This window comes from Massilia niastensis DSM 21313, from assembly GCF_000382345.1.
GTDB lineage: Bacteria > Pseudomonadota > Gammaproteobacteria > Burkholderiales > Burkholderiaceae_D > Telluria > Telluria niastensis.
The window spans coordinates 96,184-118,446 of record NZ_KB908089.1 but is presented as its reverse complement, the minus strand read 5'-3'; the positions used below and the strand labels follow the sequence as shown (position 1 = coordinate 118,446).

21 protein-coding genes are annotated in these 22,263 nt (G+C 67.2%); 5 read left to right on the top strand and 16 right to left on the bottom strand.

What is annotated here, in order from left to right:
* A partial coding sequence (locus H162_RS0110655; RefSeq protein WP_020653451.1) for a helix-turn-helix domain-containing protein occupies positions 1–223 on the bottom strand: 223 nt, incomplete at its 3' end.
* A 298-nt stretch (positions 224–521) separates the two neighbouring features.
* Between H162_RS0110655 and H162_RS0110650 the strand changes: the two genes are divergently transcribed.
* Both H162_RS0110650 and H162_RS0110645 read left to right on the top strand, forming a co-directional pair.
* A complete protein-coding gene (locus H162_RS0110650) occupies positions 522–2,387 on the top strand; it encodes a sensor histidine kinase (RefSeq protein ID WP_020653450.1) in 1,866 nt (621 codons plus the stop codon).
* A 67-nt stretch (positions 2,388–2,454) separates the two neighbouring features.
* The gene (locus tag H162_RS0110645; RefSeq protein ID WP_026354496.1) at positions 2,455–2,991 is read left to right on the top strand and encodes a M23 family metallopeptidase; all 537 of its coding nucleotides are present in this window, start codon (positions 2,455–2,457) and stop codon (positions 2,989–2,991) included.
* A 9-nt stretch (positions 2,992–3,000) separates the two neighbouring features.
* On the opposite strand, the gene H162_RS0110640 is transcribed toward H162_RS0110645, so the two are convergent.
* Together H162_RS0110640 and H162_RS0110635 are read right to left on the bottom strand one after the other, a co-directional pair.
* The gene (locus H162_RS0110640; protein WP_020653448.1) at positions 3,001–5,433 is read right to left on the bottom strand and encodes a penicillin-binding protein 1A; all 2,433 of its coding nucleotides are present in this window, start codon (positions 5,431–5,433) and stop codon (positions 3,001–3,003) included.
* A gap of 81 nt (positions 5,434–5,514) precedes the next feature.
* The gene (locus H162_RS0110635; RefSeq protein ID WP_229452011.1) at positions 5,515–8,211 is read right to left on the bottom strand and encodes a bifunctional diguanylate cyclase/phosphodiesterase; all 2,697 of its coding nucleotides are present in this window, start codon (positions 8,209–8,211) and stop codon (positions 5,515–5,517) included.
* A 198-nt stretch (positions 8,212–8,409) separates the two neighbouring features.
* Here H162_RS0110635 and H162_RS0110630 point away from each other — a divergent pair, with 198 nt between their 5' ends.
* Positions 8,410–8,901 carry a MarR family winged helix-turn-helix transcriptional regulator gene (locus tag H162_RS0110630; RefSeq protein ID WP_156885548.1) on the top strand — a complete coding sequence of 164 codons (492 nt, stop codon included), beginning with the start codon at positions 8,410–8,412 and terminating at the stop codon, positions 8,899–8,901.
* Between the two features lie 275 nt (positions 8,902–9,176).
* On the top strand, positions 9,177–9,629 hold the full coding sequence (locus H162_RS0110625) for a GNAT family N-acetyltransferase (protein ID WP_020653445.1): 453 nt from the start codon (positions 9,177–9,179) through the stop codon (positions 9,627–9,629).
* A gap of 636 nt (positions 9,630–10,265) precedes the next feature.
* Here H162_RS0110625 and H162_RS0110620 read toward each other — a convergent pair.
* The 6 genes from H162_RS0110620 to H162_RS0110600 form a co-directional block, all read right to left on the bottom strand.
* Entirely contained in the window at positions 10,266–10,730 is a 465-nt protein-coding gene (locus tag H162_RS0110620; protein WP_020653444.1) for a YaiI/YqxD family protein, read from the bottom strand.
* Between the two features lie 50 nt (positions 10,731–10,780).
* On the bottom strand, positions 10,781–11,908 hold the full coding sequence (locus tag H162_RS0110615) for a YbdK family carboxylate-amine ligase (RefSeq protein ID WP_020653443.1): 1,128 nt from the start codon (positions 11,906–11,908) through the stop codon (positions 10,781–10,783).
* Complete coding sequence (locus H162_RS0110610) at positions 11,895–13,109, bottom strand: cation:proton antiporter (RefSeq protein ID WP_020653442.1); 1,215 nt, start codon at positions 13,107–13,109, stop codon at positions 11,895–11,897. The genes H162_RS0110615 and H162_RS0110610 overlap by 14 nt, the downstream gene beginning before the upstream one ends.
* A gap of 254 nt (positions 13,110–13,363) precedes the next feature.
* Positions 13,364–13,489: a hypothetical protein gene (locus H162_RS35555; protein WP_020653441.1), complete on the bottom strand. Its 126-nt coding sequence runs from the start codon at positions 13,487–13,489 to the stop codon at positions 13,364–13,366.
* Positions 13,486–14,763, bottom strand: coding sequence for a metallophosphoesterase family protein (locus H162_RS30590; RefSeq protein ID WP_229452009.1), 1,278 nt, complete (start codon positions 14,761–14,763; stop codon positions 13,486–13,488). Before H162_RS30590 ends, H162_RS35555 begins: the two co-directional genes overlap by 4 nt.
* A 47-nt stretch (positions 14,764–14,810) precedes the next feature.
* Positions 14,811–15,245, bottom strand: coding sequence for an acetyltransferase (locus H162_RS0110600; protein WP_020653440.1), 435 nt, complete (start codon positions 15,243–15,245; stop codon positions 14,811–14,813).
* 127 nt (positions 15,246–15,372) lie between these two features.
* Between H162_RS0110600 and H162_RS0110595 the strand changes: the two genes are divergently transcribed.
* Positions 15,373–16,143: a ZIP family metal transporter gene (locus tag H162_RS0110595; RefSeq protein WP_020653439.1), complete on the top strand. Its 771-nt coding sequence runs from the start codon at positions 15,373–15,375 to the stop codon at positions 16,141–16,143.
* Here H162_RS0110595 and H162_RS0110590 read toward each other — a convergent pair.
* The 7 genes from H162_RS0110590 to cyoB are packed head-to-tail and all read right to left on the bottom strand — an operon-like array spanning position 16,140 to position 22,262.
* Entirely contained in the window at positions 16,140–16,535 is a 396-nt protein-coding gene (locus H162_RS0110590) for a c-type cytochrome (protein ID WP_020653438.1), read from the bottom strand. The genes H162_RS0110595 and H162_RS0110590 overlap by 4 nt on opposite strands.
* A gap of 7 nt (positions 16,536–16,542) precedes the next feature.
* Positions 16,543–17,082, bottom strand: coding sequence for a response regulator transcription factor (locus H162_RS0110585; protein WP_020653437.1), 540 nt, complete (start codon positions 17,080–17,082; stop codon positions 16,543–16,545).
* On the bottom strand, positions 17,069–18,418 hold the full coding sequence (locus H162_RS0110580; RefSeq protein ID WP_020653436.1) for an ATP-binding protein: 1,350 nt from the start codon (positions 18,416–18,418) through the stop codon (positions 17,069–17,071). The genes H162_RS0110585 and H162_RS0110580 overlap by 14 nt, the downstream gene beginning before the upstream one ends.
* A 20-nt stretch (positions 18,419–18,438) precedes the next feature.
* Positions 18,439–19,242, bottom strand: coding sequence for an SURF1 family protein (locus H162_RS0110575; protein ID WP_020653435.1), 804 nt, complete (start codon positions 19,240–19,242; stop codon positions 18,439–18,441).
* Positions 19,242–19,634: a cytochrome o ubiquinol oxidase subunit IV gene (gene cyoD / locus H162_RS0110570; protein WP_020653434.1), complete on the bottom strand. Its 393-nt coding sequence runs from the start codon at positions 19,632–19,634 to the stop codon at positions 19,242–19,244. The genes H162_RS0110575 and cyoD overlap by 1 nt, the downstream gene beginning before the upstream one ends.
* Entirely contained in the window at positions 19,631–20,266 is a 636-nt protein-coding gene (gene cyoC / locus H162_RS0110565) for a cytochrome o ubiquinol oxidase subunit III (RefSeq protein ID WP_026354494.1), read from the bottom strand. The genes cyoD and cyoC overlap by 4 nt, the downstream gene beginning before the upstream one ends.
* Positions 20,259–22,262, bottom strand: coding sequence for a cytochrome o ubiquinol oxidase subunit I (gene cyoB / locus H162_RS0110560; RefSeq protein WP_026354493.1), 2,004 nt, complete (start codon positions 22,260–22,262; stop codon positions 20,259–20,261). Before cyoB ends, cyoC begins: the two co-directional genes overlap by 8 nt.
* Position 22,263 lies beyond the last annotated feature (1 nt).

Sequence of the window (22,263 nt, the reverse complement as noted above, 5' to 3'; positions counted from 1 at the left end):
GCCCCTCGTACAGCCCTGCCAGGCCAAGCTTGTTCCAACGCTGGCGCCATTGCTCGACACTGTTCAAATGCACCGAGAACTCGTCAGCAGTCTCTTGCAGGGTCAGTCCCTGACTCAACCGCAAGATGCCTTGGGCGCGCATACGAGCCCGTGGATGAGGATGGAAAATCCCCATGTCCCGCAGCGTCCGACGCTCGGCATCGGACAACATTAACAGTTTCATCGCAGTGACTCCTGCAGCAGTCTCCGATCTGAGTTTAACTCAAAATTTTCGGAGACTACTTAACGACGAACACTCCAGCCACCTCCGGCGTGCCGCGCGTGACACCTGGTCCCCGTCGCCGCCCTGCCGGATCCGCCACCCGGCACTGGTCAGCCCAAGTGTTAAATTGCGCACAAAATATCTGCCAAGAAAATGTTTATCTCGTTACAATGCGGATACTGCGTATGGGTTCCTCCGCTTGCGGTTCAGCCCGGCGCACCCAGACATTGGCATGGACCGACATTGCGCATTACGACGGATGAAGACCCGCACCTACCTGTTCCTGATGGCCGCCGCCATCCTGCTGCCAGTGGCGATCGCCTTCTGGATCGGGCTGTCCATGCTGCTGGACTGGGAGCGCGCGTCGCGTATCAACAGCGTCAAGGAGATGGCGCGCGCCACCGCCTTCCAGCTCGACCGCGAGATCGCGTCGGCCGAGTCCGCGCTGCGCAGCATCGCGCATTCGGAAGGCCTGCGCCAGGGCGACTTCCCGCGCGTGCACCGCTGGGCCAGTTCGCTCAACGCCGGCAGCCCCTGGTCGTGGACCATCCTGGCGAGCAGCGAAGGCGAAGGCCTGTTCAATACCCTGGTCCCCTTCGGCACCCCGCTGCCCGCCAAGCGCGGCGCCTGGGCCGCGCAGGTGTCGCCGGAGCGCGGCACGCGTGTCTCGGGCTACTTCATCGGCAGCCTGTCCGGACGTCCGACGGTCTCGGTCGACGTGCCGGCCGCCGTCGGCGCGGGCAAGCACTACATCGTCAGCCAGATCTTCGACGTGCGCTATTTCGAGCGCATCCTGAACCACGACGCCCTCGGGCGCGACTGGGTGGTCGGCATCTTCGACAGCACCGGGGTCACCCTGGCGCGCAACCGCCACGCCCACAGCATGGTCGGCAAGCCGATGCGGCCCGATTTCCTGGCCGCGACCCGCGCCAGCAACAGTGGTGTGTTCCGCCACACTACCCATGACGGCGCCGAGATCTACGGCGTCTTCACGCGCTCGAAGACCAGCAACTGGACCGTGGTGATCGGCGTGCCGGTCGACGAGATCGAGGCGGCCGCCCGCACCGCCACCCTGTACGCCGCGATGGCGCTGATGCTCGTGATGGGCCTGGCGATCGGCGTCGCTGTCTTCCTCGGCAACAAGGTCGAGACGGCGCTGCGCCATGCCGCCGCCGCGGCCCGCGCGCTGACCCACCAGGCGATGCCGCCGCCGGCCCCGACCCGGGTCGAGGAAGTCGACGCCCTGCTCTCCAGCCTGCACCAGTCCAGCGAGGCGCTGGCCCGCGAAAGCGCGGTGCGCCAGGGACTGCAGGAAGAGCGCGAGCAGCTGCTGCTGAGCGAACAACATGCGCGCCGCATGGCCGAAGCCCAGAGCAGCGCCAAGGACAACTTCCTGGCCATGCTGGGCCACGAACTGCGCAACCCGCTGGCGGCGATCGCGGGCGCCATGGCGGTGCTGGACATGCCGGGACTGAAGCCGGAGATGGCGTCCAACGCGCGCGCGATCAGCCGGCGCCAGATGCGCCACCTGACCCGCATCGTCGACGACCTGCTCGACGTCCAGCGCATCCTGTCGGGCAAGATCGTGCTGCAGCGCGCGCCGGTCAACCTGGCCGAGGTGCTGCGCACCTGCAGCGACGCCAAGGCCCTGGTCGACGCCGGCAACCATGGCTGGCAGGTCGAGATCGAGGACGCCTGGGTCGACGGCGACCGCACCCGGCTCGAGCAGATCATCGACAACATGCTGCACAACGCGATCAAGTACACGCCGGCCGGCGGGCGCATCGGCGTGCGGGTGCGCCCGCTGGGCGGGCACGCCGTGCTCGAGGTGAGCGACTCGGGAATCGGCATCGAGCCCGAGCTGCAGCCGATGATCTTCGACGTGCTGGTCCAGGGCCCGACCAGCATCGACCGCGCCCAGGGCGGCCTCGGTCTCGGCCTGGCGCTCGTCAAGCAGCTGTCCGCCCTGCATGGCGGCACGGTCCAGGTGCACAGCGAAGGCCGCGGCCACGGCAGCACCTTCACCGTGAGCTTCCCGCTGCGCGCCGCGCCCGCCCCGCCGCAGCCGCACGAGCATTCCGGCGCCGACGCCATTGCCGGTAATGCGCCGGCCAACACGGCCTGACGCGGCACGGCTGGTAAATCCGCCCGGCCGCCCATACGTGGGAGGCATCGCCACCGTCGGACCTGCCATGCGTATCCTTAAAAGCTTGCTGCTCGCCGTGATCCTGATCGCGGGGTATGCGCTCATCGAGCCCTGGCTGAAGCACATGCTGTATGCGATGCGGCTGGCCTCGATGCCGGCGCCGACGGCGCTGGCCATGCCGGTGGAAGGCGTGCGTCCCGGGGCCCTGCGCGACACCTGGCACGCGGCCCGCGGCGCGGGCCGCAAGCACGAGGGAATCGATATCTTCGCCAGACGCGGGACGCCGGTGCGCTCGGCCACCGAAGGCATCGTGCTGCGGGTCGGCGCCAACCGCCTGGGCGGCCAGGTGGTCTGGGTGCTGGGTCCCGCCGGGCAGCGGCACTACTACGCCCACCTCGACCGCCATGCGGACGTGACGGCCGGGATGCGGGTCGAGACGGGCCGGGTGCTCGGCTATGTCGGCAATACGGGCAATGCGGCCGGCACCCCGCCCCACCTGCACTATGGCGTGTACGAGGCGGGTGGCGCGCTCAATCCCTACCCGCTGCTGCGCGCCGAACCGGCCAGCGCCGCCCTTCCCTGACGTGCAGTCCTAGTAGACCGGCGAGCCCTCGGGCTGCTGGTATGGCGCCGGCATCGCTTCGACCGGCTCGGGTTCCGGCGCTTCCTCGACCTCGACCTCGGTCTCGGTTTCGACCTCGGCGGGCTCGATCTCTTCCTCGATGGTCTGCACCTCGACCGGCAGGTCGCCCGGCAGTTCCTCGATCTCCTGCTCCGGTTCTTCGTAGCGGCGCGGCTCCGGCCTGCGGCCGCCCGGCAGCAGCGCGCTGCCGTCGAGCCGGCCGCTGTCGAGCGCGGCGCGGAAGAAGTCGCCCACCAGCAGCGCGGCGTTGTGGCCGCCCTGGCCCCAGTAGGAGCTGCGGATCGTCACGCGGTTGTCGTTGAAGCCGACCCAGGCGCCGGCCACCAGGTTGGGATGCATCAGGATGAACCAGCCATCGGTGTTGTTCTGGGTGGTGCCGGTCTTGCCGGCCACGTCGCCCTGGATGCCGAAGCGGTAGCGCACCCCGCCGCCGGTGCCGCGGTTGACCACGCCGCGCATCATGTCGATCAGGGCCAGCGCCGATTCCTGCGACAGCGCGCGCTCGGGCACGGCGGTCGAGAAGTCGGCCACGACCCCGCCGTCGCGGTCGAGGATGCGGCGCACGAACACCGGCTTGCGGTATTCGCCCTCGGCCGCGATGGTGGAATAGGTGCTGACCATCTCCAGCAGCGTGACCGGGCTGGTGCCGAGGGCCAGCGAGGGCACCGCGGACAGCTTGCTCTGGCGGATGCCCATGCCCTCGGCCAGGCGCACGATCGGCGACAGGCCGACATCCTGCATCACCTGGGCGGTGATGGTGTTCTTCGAGTACACCAGGCCGTCGCTCAGGGTCATCGAGCGCCCGCTGTTGCCCGACATGTCAGTCGGGCGCCACACGCTGCCGTCGGCGGCGCGGATATCCTGCACCGCGTCGCGGTAGGTCTTGTCGGGCGAGATGCCGCGTTCCAGCGCGGCGGCGTAGACGATGGGCTTGAAGGTGGAGCCGGGCTGGCGCGCGGCCTGGGCCACGTGGTCGAACTGGTCGCGCTCGAAATCGCGGCTGCCGACCCAGGCCTTGACCTCGCCGCTGGCCGGATCGATGGCGACGAAGCCCGCCTCCAGGCGCGACTTGGCGGTCTTGAGCGTGTTCATGAAGCCGCGGTCGGCCTTCAGGCGCTTGAGCGCGGCGGCCGGCGCCTCGCCATCCTCGACCGCGCGCCGGTATTCCCCGCTCTCGCGCACGAAGGCGTCGAGGGTGCGCCCGTGCGAGCTCCAGTAGTAGGAGAAGGGCTTGACCTCGTCGCGCATCTGCATGTACATGCCGGTCGAGGTCGAGCGCATCAGGCTGGGCGAACCCCATTCGACGTCGGCGATCGCCTGCAGGGCGTTGGCCTGGCGCTCGACGGCGCGCTCGGCCGCTTCCTGCAGCGCCAGGTCGAGCGTGGTTTCGACCTGCAGCCCGTCGAGCTGGAGGTCGTAGTCGTTCTCGTCGGCCCACTCGAGCAGCCACTTGCGCACGTGGGCGGTGAAATGGTTGTCGCGGCCGCTGCGGTCGGCCAGGCGCGCGAAGCGCACCCGCAGCGGGCGCTTGGCCAGCTGGCGGTAGCGCGCGTCGCTGAAGGCGCCGTGCTTGCGCATCTGGGACAGCACCACGTTGCGGCGCGTGAGCGAGCGTTCCGGATTGGTGACCGGGTTGTAGTAGTTGGTCCCCTTCAGCATGCCGACCAGGGTGGCCGCTTCCAGCACGTCGAGGCGCAGGGCCGGCTTGCCGAAATAGGTGCGCGCCGCCATCTCGATGCCGTAGGCGTTGTACAGGAAGGGCACCGTGTTCAGGTAGGCCTCGAGGATCTCGGTCTTGCTGTAGGTGTTCTCGATCTTGATGGCGGTGATCAGTTCCTTCATCTTGCGGTTGATGCTGCGCGCGCGGCCGATCTCCTCGGGGAACATGTTGCGCGCGAGCTGCTGCGTGATGGTCGATCCGCCCTGCGAATCGCCCTTCAGCGTGGCCAGCAGCGCGCCGGCGATGCGGGTGAAGTCGACCCCGTGGTGCTCGTAGAAGCGGTGGTCCTCGGTCGAGATCAGGGCCTTGATCACGTGCGGCGAGACCTGCGACAGCTTGACGCGCTCCTGCAGGCCCCGTTCGAAGGTGCCGAGTTCCCTGCCGTCGGCGGACAGGATCTTGGTCGGCCGCGCGGCGCGCGCCTGGTGCAGGTCGGAGATGCCGGGCGTGAGCGGGATCAGCGCGACCAGGTAGACCAGGAAGGCCATCAGGAAGGCGGCCAGCGACCATAGCCCGACCAGGGCGAGCTGCACGGGCAGCGGCCGGTCGCGAAGGCGGGCGCGGGCGCGCGCATATCCGGCCTGGGCGGTGCGTGTCGCGCCCTGGACCAGGCGCTTGCCCTGGCGGGTTACCGGGTTGTCTGTCTTTTCTTCCTGTTCCACTGAATGTCCTTGCCTGCAAGATGATACGTCATGCAGCAAGTATAGCTGACACGTGCAGGATCCAAGGGCACGGCAGGCCGCTCACACGTCGACAGGGGCCGGCTGGAAGCGCCCGGCGCGCAGCAGGGCCTCGACGATCGCCACCGGCTGCGGCTGGCTGAAGATATGGCCCTGCACTTCGTCGCAGCCGCAGTTGCGCAGGTAATCGAGCTGCTCCAGCGTTTCCACGCCCTCGGCGATCACCTGCATGCGCAGTCCGTGCGCCAGCGAGATGATGGCGTCGACCATGGCCGCGCTGTCGGCGCTGCTGACGATGTCGTGCACGAAGGAGCGGTCGATCTTCAGGACGTCGACCGGCAGCCGTTTCAGGTACGAGAGGCTGGAGTAGCCGGTCCCGAAATCGTCGATCGAGAGCTTGACGCCCATGCGCTTCAGGCAGCGCATGGTCTCGATGGCGGCTTCGACGTCGGCCATCATCATGCTTTCGGTAAGTTCGATCTCCAGCATGTCGGCCGGCAGTCCGGTGTCGTGCAGCGCCCGCGCGACCGTCTCGACCAGGTCGGGCTCGGCGAACTGGCGCGCCGACAGGTTGACCGCCACCCGCAGCGGGCCCACGCCGTCATGCCGCCAGCGCTCGTTCTGGCGGCAGGCGGTGCGCAGCGCCCAGGCGCCGATCGGCACGATCAGCCCGGTTTCCTCGGCCAGCGCGATGAAGCGGTCGGGCCGCACGGTGCCGAGCTGCGGATGGCGCCAGCGGATCAGGGCCTCGGTGCCGACCACGAAGCCGCTGGCCAGGTCGATCTGGGGCTGGAAATACAGCTCGAACTGGTCGTCGCGCAGCGCGTGGCGCAGCGCGCCCTCGAGGGCCAGGCGATCGGTCGCGTGCGCATTCATGTGGGGGGCGTAGAACTGGAGCCCGTTGCGGCCGATCTCCTTGGCGCGGTACATGGCGATCTCGGAGTGCTTGACCAGGGTCTCGGCGTCGGCGCCGTCGACCGGATAGCCGGCGATGCCCGCGGTGCAGGTCATCACCAGCACCTGCTTGTCGAGGGCGAGCGGCTCGGACACCGCCTCGCGCACCTCCTGCAGGCGCGCGGCGGCCTGGCGTTCGTCGGTGCAGCCGCACAGCACCAGCATGAAATTGTCGCCGCCGACGCGCGCCGCGGTGTCGGTCTGGCGCATCGTGCGGGCGATGCGGCTGGCGATCTCGCACAGCGCCCGGTCCCCTTCCCTGCGGCCCAGCGTATCGTTGATCAGCTTGAAGTGGTCGAGGTCGAGCGACACCGCCCACACCGGATTCTCGCGCGCGATCGCGATCGCGCGCTCCAGGCGGTCGGCCAGCAGCACCCGGTTGGCCAGCCCGGTCAGGGTGTCGTACTGGGCGCGGTGCTCGAGCTCCGCCTCGTAGTGCTTGGCGGTGGTGATGTCGTAGATCGAGACCACGAAGTGCTCGGTCACGCCGTCCGCGCGCCGCACCGGGGCGATGTAGATGTCGCACATCAGTTCCGCGCCTTCGCGGGTGAACTGGCGCAGCATCGCATGGCCCTCGCGCCGCTCCCGCAGCGCGCCGCGCAGTTCCTGCAGCGCCGGCTGGTTGGCCTCCTCGTCGGCGAAGGTCTCGAGCGGACGCCCGGCCAGCTCTTCTTCCTTGTAGCCGTAGGTGCGCTCGCAGGCGGGATTCACATACTCGATCGGGTAGTGCGGGCGCAGGGCGTTGATGATCAGGATGGGATTCGCGCTGGCCTCGATGGCGCGTTCGAACAGGCGCAGCGCGCTGCTGGCCTGTTCGAGCGCGGCGGTGCGCTGCTCGACCAGGGCCTCGATGCGCCGGGTGCGCACGCTGCGCTGCTGGACCAGTCCCGCGATCGAGAAGCTGAGCACCACGCCGAGCGCGAACACCGCCAGCTCGGCCAGGCTGCGGACGATGCCGTAGGCTTCCTGCTGTACCTCGACTTCCCACTGCTTGCCGGCCACGGTGAAGCTCTCGACATAGCGCAGCGGCGCGCCGAAGACGGTTTCGTGCAGCCAGGTGCGCTCGCCGGCGAAGTTGCCGGCCTGGTAGACCGGCACCACGGCGCCGTCGGTGCGCTGGCCGCTGAGCGTCAGCCCGAAGGACTTGTCGTCCAGCAGGCGGACGTTCTGCAGGCTGCCGCCGACCAGCAGGGCGACGTCGATCACGACCTCGGTGCTGCCGATCACGGAGCGGCGCCGCGCCGCGACGTCGACCAGGCTGGCCCCCGTGCGGTACACGGGCTGCACGATCACCACCCCGCGCCGCGTGCCGTCGCCCTGCAGCAGGTCGATCAGGGGGCTGGAGGTCGGCTCGCCGGTGTCGATGGCGCGCAGGATGTAGGCCCGCTGGTCGGGATTCGACAGGGAGTCGTAGCCATAGGCGATTTCGTTGCCGACGATCGGCACCACGAAGTCGTTGACCAGGTAGCGCAGGCGGTCTCCCGCCCGCACCAGGCCGCCGGGGCCGCGCTGCTTGATCTCGAAGCCGGGCCAGGTGCGCGCGCGGTCGGCCTCGAAGGCGGCCCGCTCGGGCGCGGTGACCATGCGCTGGAACACCAGCGCCTGCAGGTAGCCGTGCTGGCGCACCAGCGGCTGGGTGAAGGTGTCGAAGTCTTCATGGCTGACCTCGGTCGAGGCCTGGAACAGCAGGTTGACCGCGCGCACCGCGCCGGTCGCGTCGTTGAACGCGCGGGTGACCGCCGCCACCCGCATGCCCGAGCGCTGGTTGAATTCGGCGCTCATGCGCTGGGTTTCGATGTGTCGCATGCCGGCACACAACACCACGGTAATGGCCAAACACAGCAGGCAAGTCGCCACCGCGGCGCGCGACAGGTCGCGTGCCCTCTGGATAGACCCGATGGCTGGCAGGCTTCGCATTAACCGATGCTAGCAAAGAACGGTACGGCTCGGTGGGACGTTACGGAAAAGCAACCACGCCGGAGCGCGATGCATTATGATCACGCGATGCAAGCCGATGCCCCCTCTTTTTCGCCCGCCGATGTACCTTCGATCCGGGTCCTGCGCCAGTTCCGCGTAGTCTTCAATGCCGTCAAATCCCATTTCCGCCAGGTCGAGCGCGAAGCCGGACTGGGCGGCGCCCAGCTATGGGCGCTGTCGGTGATCGAGCGTCAGCCGGGCATAGGCGCAACCGGCCTGGCGCGCGAGCTGGATATCCACCAGTCCACCGCCAGCAACCTGGTGCGGACCTTGTGCGAGCGCGGCTTCGTGGCCGGCGCCCGGGACGGCGCGGACCGGCGCAGCATCGCGCTGCGCGTGCTGCCGCCGGGGCAGGAACTGCTGCGGCGCGCCCCGCTGCCGTTTGCCGGGGTGTTGCCGGAAGCGCTGGCCGGCCTGGACGACGCGACCCTGCTGCGGATGGAACAGGACCTGGCGCGCCTGATCGGGGAACTCGGGGCCGACGAGGAGAACGCGAAGGTGCCGCTGGCGCAGCTGTAGAGCGCATGACCATCGCTTGATTCGACTCGCATGGGACACAACGTTCCGCCCCGGCCCACGCAGGACTGCAAGATCAGCCCGGTGCAGTGGTTCATCACGATGGAGGCCGCGCATCGGCAGGCGGCTTTCCGGAAATCCGCTTCGACCTCATTCGGCGGTGCTCCTCGCAACTGTTGGAGTTTTTGCTTCGACAGGGCTACCTGGTCAAGCCAGTTCCGGCGTTCCTGGAAGAATTTTCCATACAATACCGTCTTCCCTACTCTCAACCTTGAAGGATGAATGTGATCACGATTCGTCAAGCCAGCGTGGCCGATGTCGCGCTCGTCGCGCCGCTGTTCAATGCCTACCGCCAGTTCTACGGCAAGCCGGACGATCTCCGGTTGGCGGAGCAGTTCCTGCGCGAACGTCTCCAGAACGGCGAGTCGACGGTTCTGCTGGCGCTCGATACGGATGGAAACGCCGCCGGCTTTACGCAGCTGTATCCATCCTTTTCGTCCGTCTCGGCGCGGCGGATCTATATCCTCAACGATCTGTTCGTAGCGCCCTTCGCCCGACGCGCATCGGTCGGCCGCCACTTGCTCGAGGCGGCAGCGGCATTCGGACGCGAACAGGGCGTGCCCCGTCTGTCCTTGTCCACGGCCCGGATCAACTCGACGGCCCAGGCGCTCTATGCATCGGCTGGTTGGGTACGCGACGATCAGTATTTCTCCTACTCACTGGAATTGTGATTCCCAATAAGACTTATGCGCAGGCACAATATGCTCGAACCGAACCTTCGATAGCTGAAAGATTCCGCGCGCGAATGGGTGGCGCGACCGGATGACATCCGCCGCCGCAACGCTTCCATGAAAGCCCACATCCTCGATTGCTGGGCCATTAAATAAACAGGGTCAGAGTCGAATTGCCGGGAAATTCCCCAGAATTTCCAATAATGCGACTCTGACCCTATTTTTTTTCATTACACCAATCCCACCGATAATTAGGGTCAGAGTCGAATTGTTTGACAACTCTGCGATATTTCCCATTAAATCGACTCTGACCCTCATTATTTTCTTGCGCATTTGGACATAACTTAGGGCTTTCCGTAGTAAAACGGCCGTCAAAATTCCTCAATGCAAGCATATCGCCTGCTCTGCTCGCCCTAAATAATCAGGGTCAGAGTCGATTTATTGGGAAACAAGGCAAAGTTGTCAAACAATTTGACTCTGACCCTAATTTTGATTCGGAGAAAGCCGTCAAAAACAAATAGGGTCAGAGTTCAATTAAGGGAAATGTTGGGGAATTTCCCGATAATTTGACTCTGACCCTATTTGTTTACTGGAGCGGTGTGAGGGGATTTTGCTATGGCTGTCGAGAAGCCGTGCCTAGCGCGAACCTGCCCCGTTCCGGCTCCGCGCGAGTTCGCGGTCGAGCGCGTTGGCGAAGTTCTGGCGGTCGGCCTGGCTGAATGCGGGCGGGCCGCCGGTGTCGACGCCGCTGCCGCGCAGCTCTTCCATGAAGGCCCGCATCGTCAGTTGCTGGGCAATGGTGTCCCTGGTGTACCACTCGCCGCGCGGATTGAGCGGCAAGCCGCCCTTTTCCAGCACCAGGGCGGCCAGCGGAATGTCGCCGGTCACGACGATGTCGCCGGGACTGACGCGCTCGACGATCTCGGCGTCGGCCGCGTCAGCGCCCGCCGGGACCTGGAGCGCGCGGATGAAGCGCGAGCCCGGCACGCGCATCAGCTGGTTGGCGACCAGCGTGACCTGGAGCTGCAGGCGTTCGGCCACCCGGAACAGGATGTCCTTGATGACGGCGGGACAGGCGTCGGCGTCGACCCAGATGTGCATGGAGTAGATTGGATGAGATCAGCAGGAAGGCGCCATTGTAAAGCAACAGCCTAGCGCTCGTAGCCGTTGCGGAAGCTGCCCAGCGCAAAGTCCACCATCGACTCCACGCTGCCCTGCTCTTCATGCGTGCGGCGCAGCTGTGCGGCGTCGCCGCCGGTCTCCAGCATGGCGCGCAGGCCGGCCAGCGCCTCCGTCGAACCCAGGCGCGCCGCATGCGCTTCGATGCGCCCGAGCGTGCCGCGGATGTCGTCGCGCAGCGACACCGCCTCGTGCTCCTGCGGCAGCACGATCGAGCCATCCAGCCCGAAGCGGCAGGCCTGGAAGCGGTTGTAGTTGTAGACCAGGTAGTCGTCTTCCTTCGGCGCCGGCTCGTTCCCCTCCAGCAGGTAGCTGCACAGGGCCTGCAGGTAGCAGGCCAGCGCCGCCGCATGCTCGACGCTCAGCGGCGTGTCGCACACGCGCAGCTCGATCGTGCCGTATTCCGGCTTCGGCCGCAGGTCCCAGTAGAAGTCCTTCATGCTGCGCACGATGCCGGTATCTTCCATGCGCGCGAAGTAGTCGCGCTCGAAGGCGTCCCAGCTGAGGAGGAACGGCGCCCGGCCCGACAGCGGGAAGGCGAACACGGAGTTCAGGCGCGCCGACTGGAACTGGGTGTCGCTGCCCTGCAGGAAGGGAGAGGACGCCGACAGCGCGATGAAGTGCGGAATGTAGCGGTTCAGCGCATGCAGCAGGAACAGCGCCTGGTCGCCGGACGAGCAGCCGATGTGCACGTGCTGGCCGAACACGGTGAACTGCTTGGCCAGGTAGCCGTACAGCGCCGACACTTCGCGGAAGCGCGGCTTTTCATAGATGCGGCGCTGCGACCATTGCTGGAACGGGTGGGTGCCGCCGCCGCACAGCCCGACGTTCAGGCGGTCGCCGGCGCGCAGCAGGGTGTCGCGGATGACGCGCAGTTCGTCCACCAGGGTGCCGTGCTCGCGGTGGATGCTGCTGTTAATCTCGATCATGCTTTCGGTGATCTCGGGCGTGACGTTACCCGGGAAAGGCGCACGGCCGAGCAGCTCGAGCATGTCCGGCGAGGCCGGCGCGAGGTCGAAGTCGGACAGATTGACCAGCTGGAGCTCGAGCTCCACACCCATGGTCAGGGATTCCGATTTGGTGAATTCAGGCAGCGACATGGCTCACCCCCTTTTCTTTTTCTTTCTTGAAGTGCGATTCGCGCGCTCCGCTCAGGGCGTGCTGGGTCAGGATCGGCGCCAGCACTTCCAGCAGCAGGGTCATCGCCGCCAGCGGCGCCAGGCTGTCGAACAGGTCGATGCCCAGGCGGCGGGTCTGCTCCAGCAGCAGGATCGCGAACACGGCCATCGGCATCATCGCCACCCCGGTCAGGGCGCCCTTGCGCGCACTGATGCCCGAGACCCGCGCGGTCGCGGTGCAGACGCCCACCTTGACCAGGGCGCGCACCAGCACCAGCAGCAGGCCGAGCGCGATCCCGTCGGCGGTCGGCGCCCAGTCGATGCGGGTCGCGACAAAGAAGAACAACAGCACCGCCAGCAGGTCGCCCAGCGCGCCGAAATTGCGCTGCGCGGGGCTGAGCGTGATGCGGCGGTGGCGCGCCACCAGGCCGAAGGTGAGCGCGGCCAGCACCGGCGACAGCATCAGCACGTGGGTGACCGCCACCAGGAAGAACACGGCCACCGCGAAGGTCAGCGTGGCGTCGCCGCTGGTGCTGCCGATGCGGCGTTGCCACAGCGGCACCAGCACGCCCAGCAAGGCGCCCAGGCCGCCCGACACCACCAGCACGACCAGGCTGGTCCAGCCGGCGTGGACGATGTCGCCCGAGGTCTGGAACACGCCGATGCCGACCGTGACGTTGAACACGAATACCGCCAGCACGCAGTTCAGCGCCGCCAGGTGCATGGCGCGCTCGGTGACCTGGCCGCCGCCGCCCTGCTCGTTGATCACGCGGATCAGGCCGGCCGGAGAAGTCGCCATCGCGAGCGCCGCCAGCAGGCAGGCCGAGAGCGGATCGGTATTGCAGACGCGGGCCACGGCATACACGGCGCCCCAGGTCAGGCCCGCCTCGAGCACCGAGGTGGCGACCATCCAGGGGTTGGCGCGCAGCCAGCGCAGGTTGATGCGGTAGCCCAGTTCGAACAGCATCAGGCCGAAGCCCAGGTTGGCAAGCATCATGAAATTGTCGGCCTGGGCCGGCGGCAGGTAGCCGGCGGCCAGGTTGCCGAAGACGAAGCCACACAGTCCGTAGACGGCGATCCGGGGCAGGTTCGCCCAGCGGTACAGCAGTTCGCCGGCCATCCAGGCCAGGGCAAGCGCAAGCGGCCAGGCCAGCGCATAAGTCAGGGAAAGTAATTCGCTCATGGATCCTCCGGTGGGGGCGCGCTCGAGGGCGGCGGATAGCCGCACAGGCGCGGTGGGCCGGCAGGCGCAGGGAGTGCGCCAGCCGCGGCAGGCAGGGCCGCGGCACCGAAAAAATCCCCCCGACACAGGCGGGGGGATGAAAAGAAACGGCTGAACCGCCTCATCGCTGATCGTGCGCCAGGATGTGCGCAACTCAGCTATACTGCCCGAAAAATACATCGGTGGCAATCACATTTGTCCGAATGTATTGACTGTCAATGCACTTTTGCCAGCTCGCAGCGCGAGCGTTTTCCCTCCACGAAGCAGCGGTTGCGGCGCTCGCCGTAGCGATCCCGGACCGTCACCTCCCAGCGCTCCGGGCCGCTGCGTTCCAGGGTCATGAAGCCGAAACCGTCGACCCAGGAACTGAAGTGCTCGACCACCGCGCCGGGCGCCGGGCTGGTCCCGGCGGGATCGCGTCCGGCAGCGGCGCGGTGTCCTCGGCCGTGCCAGAGAAGCCGCTGACGAACTGGGTCGGATGCGGGCTCGAGAAGCTCACCTGCTCCCACAGGTGGACGTGGCCCGACAGCAGCATGCTCAGGCCGGACGGCAGGTAGTGCGGATCGTGGTCGCCGAAGGCGTCCAGCAGGCCGCGGTCGCCGCCGAACAGGGTCACGGCGCCGGTCTGCGGATCGCGGTTGGCGCCCAGCGCGAGCAGCGGATGGTGGGCGACGCCGATGTTGTAGCGCGCATCGCGGCTCAGGAGGTCGATCCTGCGCCAGGCGTCGCCGTAGATGGCGCGCCGCGGATCCTGCGGCGGCAGGCCGCGCCAGCTGGTGTTGGCGGTGTCGAACACGATCAGCTGGGCGTCTCCGCCCAGCGGCACCGCGTACGGGTCGCCATGGTCGCCGGTCCGGTCCCGGGATGGCAGGTCGCAGTCGCGGCCCGGTACGTAGGGGCGCGGGTCGAGGTAGCGCCAGTAGCCCTGCCCTGCGCGTGCGCAGGATTCATGGTTCCCGCGCGTCATCACCCAGGGCGCCGCGCGCAGCAGCGCCGCGCCGGGGGCGAACAGGTCGGCGCGCCAGGCGTCCCAGCCATAGCCCCAGGGCGAACCGGCGCAACCCGGCCGTTCGGCGGGACACGGATCCTCGCGGTAGTGGTAGTCGCCGACGTGGACCACCAGGTCCGGCTTCCAGGCGGCGGCCGCCGCTGCCACCTGGGCGAACGGATAGGCATCCGGGTCCTCGCAGTCCTGGAAATGTGGTTGCTTCAGGCGGCAGCCGGTGTCGCCGATGACCACGATGCGGCGCGCTTCCCGGCGCGGCAGCGGCAGCGGCTGGCCGCGCACCGAGGCCGAGGCGGCGCCTGGCGGCAAGTCCGCTTCGCAGGCCAGCACGGCGCCGCCCGGCGCCTGCGCCAGGGCGGCCGGCGCACCCGGGCGCAGCGGAATCGCGCCGTACGGCACCCGCACGCGCATCGGCGTCGCGCGTCCGTCCAGCACGATCTCGGGGCAGGCCGCGGCGCGGGTCAGCAGGCGCGCGCTGGCCCGGCCCTGTTCGCCCAGCACCACGAAGGCCGGTTCGTCAGCCGGCGCCCCGGGCGTGGAGACGCAGCCGGCCGCAAGGAGGCCGAGGGCAAGCGCGCCCGCGGCATGGATAGGTCGAAGTGACATCATGTTCGGTCAAGGACAACAGCCGTGTTGCGGCCGGGGAAATGCAGGTCTTACTGCTGGCGCATGTGCAGCAGCGGATACGGACGGCCCGCATCGTCGAGGGGCGAGCGCCCGACGCAGCGGAAGCCCATGCGCTCGTAGAAGGCCACCGCCGGGGCGTTCTGCTCGTTGACGTCCACGCTCAGGGCGCCGGCGATGGCGGCCGCGTGGGCCAGCATGGCGCGCCCGATGCCCTTCCCGCGCAGCGCGGGATCGACGAACAGCGCATCCACGTGCGAGCCGCTCAGGCCCATGAAGCCGGCCGGACGGCCATCGGCCAGGAACACCCACAGCGGCGCCTGCGGCAGGTAATCCTGCTGCACGATGCGCTCGATCGCCACGAAGTCGCGCTCGGACAGGAAGCCGTGGGTGGCGCGCACGCTGCGGCGCCAGATGTCGGCCAGCGCCGCGACGTCGGCGGGTCCGGAAAGGCGGATGGTCGCCATGCTTGTCCCATAAGTGCCAATGTGTCCATTGTGCCCGACCTGCGCGAGCGTGGGAATCGACCAAAGGTGCATTCGTACGGCCGGGTTGGCGCCATGTGGTTATCATGCAGCGACGAGGAGGCGGCGGATGGAGGCGATACCGGCATGGCTGCAGGCGGGATTCTGGGGACTGGTGGCGGGCGCCGCCCTGCTGCTCGGCGCCTGGATCGGCTACCGCCTCAGCGTGCCGCAGCGCCTCACCGCCGCCGTCATGGCATTCGGCAGCGGCGTCCTGATCTCCGCGCTGTCCTTCGAACTGATGGACGAAGCCTATGCCACCGACGGACTGGCGTCGACCGCGACCGGCTTCCTTGCCGGCGCGGCCGCCTTCACCCTCGCCAACTGGCTGCTGTGCCGCCAGGGTGCGCGCCACCGCAAGCGTTCCGGCCCGCACCAGCCGACCGCGCAGCAGGACGGCGGCAGCGGGCTGGCGATCGCCATCGGCGCCCTGCTCGACGGGATTCCGGAATCGATCGTGATCGGCCTGTCCATGCTCGGCGGCCACGGCGTGAGCCTGGTCGCGGTGGCCGCGATCTTCATGTCGAATTTTCCCGAGGGCTTGTCGAGCGCCGCCGGCATGAAACGGGCCGGGCGCAGCGCCCATTACATCTTCGGGATCTGGGGCGGCATCGCGCTGGCCTCGGGCATCGCGGCCCTGGTCGGCTACAGCGTGTTCCAGCACTCCTCGCCCGAGGTGGTGGCCGCGACCATGGCGATCGCCGCCGGCGCCGTGCTGGCCATGCTGGTGGACACGATGATCCCGGAAGCCTTCGAGCAGACCCACGACTTCGCCGGCCTGATCACGGTGCTCGGCTTCCTCGCCGCCTTCGCGCTGAGCAAGGCGGCCGAAGGACGCTAGCGCGCCGCGCGCGGCGCCGTCGCCGGGGCCGCGTGGGAGCGCAGGTAGGCCAGCAGGTCGGCGATCTGGCGCTCGTTGTTGAGGCCCCAGAAACGCATCTTGTTGCCGGGCACCACCCGGTCGGGATCGCGCAGGAAGGCGGCGAGCGACTTCTCGTCCCACACGATGCGGGAGTTCTTCATCGCCGGCGAATACGCATAGTCGCCCGCCGCGCCGGCGCGCCGGCCGATGATGCCGTTGAGCTGGGGGCCGAAGGCGCTGTGCGCGTTCGGGCCGACCTGGTGGCAGTTGGCGCAGCGGTTGAAGACGCGCCTGCCGGCTTCCAGCGGGTCGGCGCCGTGGGCCGCGCCGGCGGCGGCCAACAGCAGCGGCAACATGGCGAGGCGGCGCATGTCCACCCTATTTCACGCGCTGCTTTTCCAGCTTGCGCGCCAGGGTGCGGCGGTGCATGCCGAGGCGGCGCGCCGCTTCCGAGATATTGAAGTCGGTCTCGGCCAGCACCGCGTGGATACGCTCCCACTCCAGGGTCTTGATCGAGGTCGAGCGGTTGGTGACCTCGATCTCGGTGCTGCCGGCCACGTGGCCGAACGCGGCCTCGATGTCGTCGGCGTCGGAGGGCTTGGCCAGGTATTGCACCGCGCCCAGCTTGATCGCCTCGACCGCGGTGGCGATGCTGGCGAAGCCGGTCAGCACCACGATCAGCATGTCCGGCTCGTGCTCGTGCAGCAGCTGGACACAGGCCAGCCCCGAGGTATTCCCCTTGAGCTTGAGGTCGACCACGGCGTAGCCCGGCGTGTGCTGTTCCAGCAGCGCCGCCGCTTCCTCGTAGCCGGAAGCGCCCAGCACCTGGTAGCCGCGCCGCTCGAAGGAGCGGCTCAGGGTGCGGGCGAAGGCCTCATCGTCTTCGATGACGAGCAGCAGGCGCTCAGTGTTGGTCATGGTGCATTTCCTCTTCCAGTTCAATCGCCGACAGCGGCAGGGTGAGCGTGACTTCCGCCCCGCCCTCGGGACGGTTGCGCGCCGTGACCGTGCCGCCGAGCTTGCGCACGACGTTCACCACCAGGAACAGGCCCAGGCCGCTGCCGGGCTTGCCCTTGGTCGACTGGTAGGGCTTGCCCAGCTGGGCCAGCATGCCGGGGGCGAAGCCGGGCCCCTGGTCGGCCACCATCACGCTCAGGACGCCGTCCTCGATGTAGGCGTTCAGGCCGACCCAGTCGGGAGAGGCTTCGAGCGCGTTGTCGAGCAGGTTGTCGATGGTCTGCTTGAGCGCGGAGTCGGACGCCACCGGCAGGTCGTCGGCAATCCGGTTATTGTAGTTGAAGCCGCGCACCGGGCGGCTTTGCTGCCATTGTTCGACCAGGCCGTCGAGGAAGCTCCGGATCGTGGTGCGCACCGCCGATTCGCCGCGCGCCTCGCCGGCCGAGAGCAGGATGCCGCTGACGATCGACTTGCAGCGCTTGAGCTGGGTCTGCATCTCGGTGATTTCTTCCAGCAGCTCGGGATGATTGCGGAATTCGGGCATGCGCTTCCAGTCGCCCAGGATCACCGAGACCGTCGCCAGCGGCGTGCCGAGTTCGTGGGCCGCGCCGGTGGCCAGCAGGCCCATGCGGACGATGTGCTCCTCCTCGGCGGCGCGCTGGCGCAATGCGGCCAGCTGGGCCGCCTTTTCGCGCAGGGTGTCGGAGATGCGCGAGATGAACATCACCAGCAGCGCCGCATTCAGGGCGAAGCACACCAGCAGCCCCTGCACGTACAGGCTGGCGATGCCGCGCGCATGGTCGAACGGCAGCGCCAGCGGCTCGGCGTACATGGCCAGGCCCGCCATGCAGACGATCGTGATCAGGACGATGGACCAGGTCCAGAGCACGTCCAGCAGCACCACCGAGATGATCACCTGCAGCAGGTAGAGGAAGGCGAAGGGATTGGTGGTGCCGCCCGAGAGGTAGAGCAGCACCGTCAGGCTGGCCACGTCGACCAGCAGGGCCATGAACATCTCGCCGTTCGAGACCGGCCGGCGCTCGTGCCAGCGCAGGTGGCTGGCGATGTTGAAGGCGATCAGGCAGGCCAGCACCTGCAGCATGTGCAGCAGCGGCAGTTCGATCCGGAAGATCAGGATCGCGGCGGCGATGGTGGTGACCTGGCCGATCACGGCGATCCAGCGCAGCTCGATCAGCTGCAGCATGTTCTTGTGGCCGGCCGCGAATTCGACATTCGCGGCGGCCGCGGACGGCGAACTGCGCGCCGCCTTGGCGAAGAAATCCAGGGGTGATTGCATCGAAACCTGTCTCGTTGGGGTCAGTCGTCGGCGCTATTGGCGCCATGGCGGCCGACCCACCACCAGGCGCCGGCCACCATCAGGGCCAGAGCATACCAAGTGAGAGCGTAGACGAGGTGGTTATTCTGGAAAGCGATGACGGTCAGGCCGCCCACGGCGCGTTCCGGCGCAGCAGGCGGGTCCTGGTCCTTGCCGGCGTCGACGAAGTACGGGGCGACCCGGGACAGGCCGCGCGCCGCGGCCATGCCGGCGACATCGCGCGAGTACCAGCGGTTGTTGACCGGATCGTTCTCGCGCAGGAAGCCGCCGCCCGGCTCGGCGATGCGCAGCAAACCGGTGACTGTGACCGGCGCTTCTTGCGCGGTGGCGCAGGCGCCCGCATCGGCGCGGCGCGCCGGATAGCGGCCGGCCTTGTTGGCGGCGGCGGGGATGAAACCGCGGTTGATGAAGACGATGTGGCCCTCCGCCGTGCACAACGGCGTGAGCAGCCAGAAGCCTGCGCCCAGTTCGGAAACCGCCTGGACGGGCGTGGTGAATTCGTAGAGATAGCGGCCCGACAGGCGCACGCGCCGGTATTCGTCGGACTGCTTTGACACCTGCGGCCAGCGCGCCGCCGGCGGCGGCGCGGCGGGTTCCGCATGCACGCGTGCGTTCACGCGTGCGATCAGGTCCAGTTTCCATTGCAGGCGAACCACCTGCCAGGTCCCCAGACCCGCGAACAGCACGATCAGCAGCAGGGCCAGCGCCACCAGCATGCGGCGCGCGAACGCGCCGCGCGGCTGGGCGGAGGCCGGACCTGCCGGCCGATCGTGCATCGCCTCCATTACGGCATGTCGTGGGTGCCGTGGGTGGTGGCACCCGCGCCCATGCCAGGCATCATGTTGGCGTTCATGTGGTACATGACCCAGATGGAGCCGGACAGCACGATCACCAGCAGGATCACGGTCAGGATCAGCGCCATCATGTTCCAGCCTTCCTCCGACTTCGCGTTCAGGTGGAGGAAGTAGATCATCTGGACCACCATCTGCACGCCCGCGAAGCCGAGGATGACGAAGCGGGTCGTTTCCGGCGGCAGCACGTTGCCCATCACCAGCCAGAACGGGATCGCGGTCAGGATCAGCGACAGCACGAAGCCGATCGCGTAATCCTTGGGGCTGTAGTGCGTCACGTAGACGTCGTGGCCATGGTGGCCGTGGTTGTCGTGGTGGTCGCTCATGGCAGCACTCCCATCAGGTAGACAAAGGTAAACACGAAGATCCAGACCACGTCCAGGAAGTGCCAGAACAGCGACAGGCATTGCAGGCGACGGAAGTTTTCACCGGTCAGGCCATGCTTCTTCAGCTGGACCGCCAGGGTCACCAGCCACACGAAGCCGAACAGCACGTGCAGGCCGTGGGTGCCGACCAGCGAGAAGAACGCGGTCAGGAAGCCGCTGCGGTTCGGACCGGCGCCCTGGTGGATCAGGTGCAGGAACTCGTAGATTTCCAGCGACAGGAAGGCCAGGCCCAGCGCGCCGGTGACCGCCATCCAGAAGATGGTCTTGCCCAGGTGTTTCGCCTGGGCCGAGATCATGGCGAAGCCGAAGGTGATCGACGACAGCAGCAGGAAGCCCGTGTTCAGGGCGATCAGGCTGAGGTCGAACAGCTCGGCGCCGGTCGGACCGCCGGCGTAGTTACGGCCCAGCACCGCATAGGTGGCGAACAGGGACGCGAAGATGAGGCAGTCGCTCATCAGGTAGATCCAGAAACCAAGCAGGGTGCCGTTTTCCGGATGGTGCTCGCGCACCAGGTAGCGCGAGCTCATGTCGACGGCAGCGCCGCCATTCATCGTTGCTTTAATTTCAGACATGGCTTTCCAGCAAACGGGTATGCGCGTTTTCGGTACGGGTCACTTCTTCCGCCGAAATGTAGTAGTCGCGCTTGTAGTTGAAGGTGTGGATGATGACCGCGGCCATCATGGCGACGAAGGACAGGCCGGTCAGCAGCCACATGTGCCAGATGATCGCAAAGCCCAGCACCATCGCCAGCGCGGAGATGCCGAAGCCCGCCCAGGTGTTCTTGGGCATGTGGATCGGGACATAGTCCTTCAGCGGGCGCTGGTAGCCGTTCTTCTTCATGTCGGCGAAGGTGTCGTTGTCATGCACGACCGGGGTGAACGCGAAGTTGTAGTCCGGCGGCGGCGACGAGGTCGACCATTCCAGGGTACGGCCATCCCACGGATCGCCGGTGACGTCGCGCAGCGCCTTGCGGTCGCGCCAGGTCATGAAGAACTGCATCAGCAGCGCGCCGATACCGCCGGCGATCATCAGGGTGCCCACGAACGAGATCTGGAACAGCCACTGGACCGACGGATCCTCGAAGTGGCTCACGCGACGGGTATAGCCCATGAAGCCCAGGATGTACGGCGGGGTGAAGGCGACCCAGAAACCGATCGACCACAGCCAGAACGAGACCTTGCCCCAGAACTGGTTCAGCTTGTAGCCGAAGGCTTTCGGGAACCAGTAGTTGATGCCGGCGAACAGGCCGAACACGACACCGCCGATGATCACGTTGTGGAAGTGGGCGATCAGGAACAGCGAGTTGTGCAGCACGAAGTCGGCCGCCGGGATCGCCAGCATCACGCCGGTCATGCCGCCGATGACGAAGGTCAGCATGAACGACACGGTCCACATCATCGGCAGCTCGAAGCGGATACGGCCGCGGTACATCGTGAACAGCCAGTTGAAGATCTTGGCGCCGGTCGGGATCGAGATGATCATCGTGGTGATGCCGAAGAACGAGTTGACGCTCGCGCCCGAACCCATGGTGAAGAAGTGGTGCAGCCAGACCAGGTAGGACAGGACCATGATCACGACGGTCGCGTACACCATCGAGGTGTAGCCGAACAGGCGCTTGCCGCAGAAGGTCGAGACGACTTCCGAGAAGATGCCGAAGGCCGGCAGGATCAGGATGTACACCTCCGGGTGGCCCCAGATCCAGATCAGGTTCACGTACATCATGGCGTTGCCGCCACGGTCGTTGGTGAAGAACGCGGTGTCGAACAGGCGGTCCATGCCCAGCATGGCCAGCACGGCGGTCAGGATCGGGAAGCTCATCACGATCAGGATGTTGGTGCACAGCGAGGTCCAGACGAACACCGGCATCTTCATCAGGCCCATGCCCGGAGCGCGCATCTTGACGATGGTGACGATCAGGTTGACACCGGACAGCAAGGTGCCGACACCCGCGATCTGCAGCGACCAGATGTAGTAGTCGACGCCGACGCCCGGGCTGGCGAGGATGCCCGACAGCGGCGGATAGGCCAGCCAGCCGGTGCGTGCGAACTCGCCCACGAACAGCGAGGCCATCACGAGCACGGCGCCCATGGTGGTCATCCAGAACGAGAAGTTGTTCAGGAACGGGAACGCGACGTCGCGCGCGCCGATCTGCAGCGGCACGACATAGTTCATCAGGCCGGTCACCAGCGGCATCGCCACGAAGAAGATCATGATCACGCCGTGGGCGGTGAAGACCTGGTCGTAGTGGTCCGGCGGCAGGAAGCCGTGGTTGGAGCCGAAGGCGAGCGCCTGCTGGGCGCGCATCATCAGCGCATCGGCGAAGCCGCGCAGCAGCATCACCAGGCCCAGGATCATGTACATGATCCCGATTTTCTTGTGGTCGATGGAGGTGATCCAGTCGCGCCACAGGGTGCCCCACAGGCGGAAGTAGGAGATCAGGCCCACCAGGGCCAGGCCACCCACGATCACGCCGGCGAAGGTAGCGATCAGGATCGGCTCATGGAAGGGAATCGCATCCCAGCCGAGCCGACCGAAGATAAGCTTCGTCAAGTCGAGAGAGTCTTGCATG

Excerpts from the sequence above, each read along its gene's own strand:
- H162_RS0110650 (WP_020653450.1), top strand. The coding sequence starts at position 522 with ATGAAGACCCGCACCTACCTGTTCCTGATGGCCGCCGCCATCCTGCTG.
- H162_RS0110645 (WP_026354496.1), top strand. The coding sequence starts at position 2,455 with ATGCGTATCCTTAAAAGCTTGCTGCTCGCCGTGATCCTGATCGCGGGG.
- H162_RS0110635 (WP_229452011.1), bottom strand. The coding sequence starts at position 8,211 with ATGCGACACATCGAAACCCAGCGCATGAGCGCCGAATTCAACCAGCGC.
- H162_RS0110630 (WP_156885548.1), top strand. The coding sequence starts at position 8,410 with ATGCAAGCCGATGCCCCCTCTTTTTCGCCCGCCGATGTACCTTCGATC.
- H162_RS0110625 (WP_020653445.1), top strand. The coding sequence starts at position 9,177 with ATGAATGTGATCACGATTCGTCAAGCCAGCGTGGCCGATGTCGCGCTC.
- H162_RS0110620 (WP_020653444.1), bottom strand. The coding sequence starts at position 10,730 with ATGCACATCTGGGTCGACGCCGACGCCTGTCCCGCCGTCATCAAGGAC.
- H162_RS0110615 (WP_020653443.1), bottom strand. The coding sequence starts at position 11,908 with ATGTCGCTGCCTGAATTCACCAAATCGGAATCCCTGACCATGGGTGTG.
- H162_RS0110610 (WP_020653442.1), bottom strand. The coding sequence starts at position 13,109 with ATGAGCGAATTACTTTCCCTGACTTATGCGCTGGCCTGGCCGCTTGCG.
- H162_RS35555 (WP_020653441.1), bottom strand. The coding sequence starts at position 13,489 with ATGACCCTGGAACGCAGCGGCCCGGAGCGCTGGGAGGTGACGGTCCGG.
- H162_RS30590 (WP_229452009.1), bottom strand. The coding sequence starts at position 14,763 with ATGATGTCACTTCGACCTATCCATGCCGCGGGCGCGCTTGCCCTCGGC.
- H162_RS0110600 (WP_020653440.1), bottom strand. The coding sequence starts at position 15,245 with ATGGCGACCATCCGCCTTTCCGGACCCGCCGACGTCGCGGCGCTGGCC.
- H162_RS0110595 (WP_020653439.1), top strand. The coding sequence starts at position 15,373 with ATGGAGGCGATACCGGCATGGCTGCAGGCGGGATTCTGGGGACTGGTG.
- H162_RS0110590 (WP_020653438.1), bottom strand. The coding sequence starts at position 16,535 with ATGCGCCGCCTCGCCATGTTGCCGCTGCTGTTGGCCGCCGCCGGCGCG.
- H162_RS0110585 (WP_020653437.1), bottom strand. The coding sequence starts at position 17,082 with ATGACCAACACTGAGCGCCTGCTGCTCGTCATCGAAGACGATGAGGCC.
- H162_RS0110580 (WP_020653436.1), bottom strand. The coding sequence starts at position 18,418 with ATGCAATCACCCCTGGATTTCTTCGCCAAGGCGGCGCGCAGTTCGCCG.
- H162_RS0110575 (WP_020653435.1), bottom strand. The coding sequence starts at position 19,242 with ATGGAGGCGATGCACGATCGGCCGGCAGGTCCGGCCTCCGCCCAGCCG.
- cyoD (WP_020653434.1), bottom strand. The coding sequence starts at position 19,634 with ATGAGCGACCACCACGACAACCACGGCCACCATGGCCACGACGTCTAC.
- cyoC (WP_026354494.1), bottom strand. The coding sequence starts at position 20,266 with ATGTCTGAAATTAAAGCAACGATGAATGGCGGCGCTGCCGTCGACATG.
- cyoB (WP_026354493.1), bottom strand. The coding sequence starts at position 22,262 with ATGCAAGACTCTCTCGACTTGACGAAGCTTATCTTCGGTCGGCTCGGC.